Source organism: Vibrio sp. D173a, assembly GCF_030248475.1.
The window spans coordinates 1-922 of record NZ_JAHGAH010000408.1 but is presented as its reverse complement, the minus strand read 5'-3'; the positions used below and the strand labels follow the sequence as shown (position 1 = coordinate 922).

General features: G+C 42.1%; 1 protein-coding gene and 1 pseudogene. Both read left to right on the top strand.

The window, feature by feature from the left end:
• Nucleotides 1-396, top strand: a pseudogene (locus KIV40_RS26280) (pyruvate carboxyltransferase); the annotation flags it as partial.
• Nucleotides 380-922 (top strand): HAD family hydrolase (locus KIV40_RS26275; protein ID WP_285352120.1); only part of this gene is annotated, 543 nt, incomplete at its 3' end. The pseudogene KIV40_RS26280 and the gene KIV40_RS26275, both read left to right, overlap by 17 nt.

Sequence of the window (922 nt, the reverse complement as noted above, 5' to 3'; positions counted from 1 at the left end):
TTCTTGTCAGAGTCAAAGCTCTACAAAGGGTTAGATAAACCAATCATCCTTCCAAAGTGCCGCTTTACGACTTCTGAGTTGTCAGAGCTTGAAGGTGTAAACTTAATTGATTACGGACTTGAAGTGGTAAAAGAGACGTTTGCAACTCAGGGCACTTACACGACTACTCCTTATGACATCACAACGGCCTACGTTCTTGGTGCTTTACTGGAATCAAACGTGAATGCGATTTCAGTGGTTGGTTTTGATGGCTATGCTCAAGATGATGTTCGTCAACAAGAGATGGTAGACATATTGAACCTTTACCATGCTCATGAGAAAAGCCTAGAAATTACCTCTTTGACTCCAACTAGCTACCCGATTGCTAAAGGCTCTGTTTATGCCCCTGTTAAGTAAATACGAGGTATACATTTTTGATTGTGATGGCGTTATTTTAGATTCCAATCAATTGAAAATCGAAGCTATGAAAAATTCGCTGGAGGCGCATTTTTCAGCTCAAGACCTTATTGCGGAGTGTGTTGATTACTTCCGTCATAACTTTGGAAAGTCTCGTTTTCACCACGTTGCTTACTTTCTAGATAGCATCCTAACGATTGAAGAAGAAAAAAGAAGTGAGCTAGAGCAAAGGATTTTGGCTGACTTCTCCAAACAGTGCCGTACTTTATACTTAACGGCGCAACTGACGCCCGGCTTTATGTCGTTTCTTGAGCAGTGCAAAGGTAAACGATACGTCGCAAGTGGCTCGGAGCAAAGTGAACTCAGAGACGTTTTTGTCCAGAGAGGCCTTGATACTCACTTTGATGGTGTGTTTGGCTCACCAACGCCAAAAGCTGAGCTTATCCACAATATTCTTAAACAAGAAAACAACACAAATGCCGTCATGTTTGGAGATGCTGAATCCGACATGTTGTCAGCTCAACAG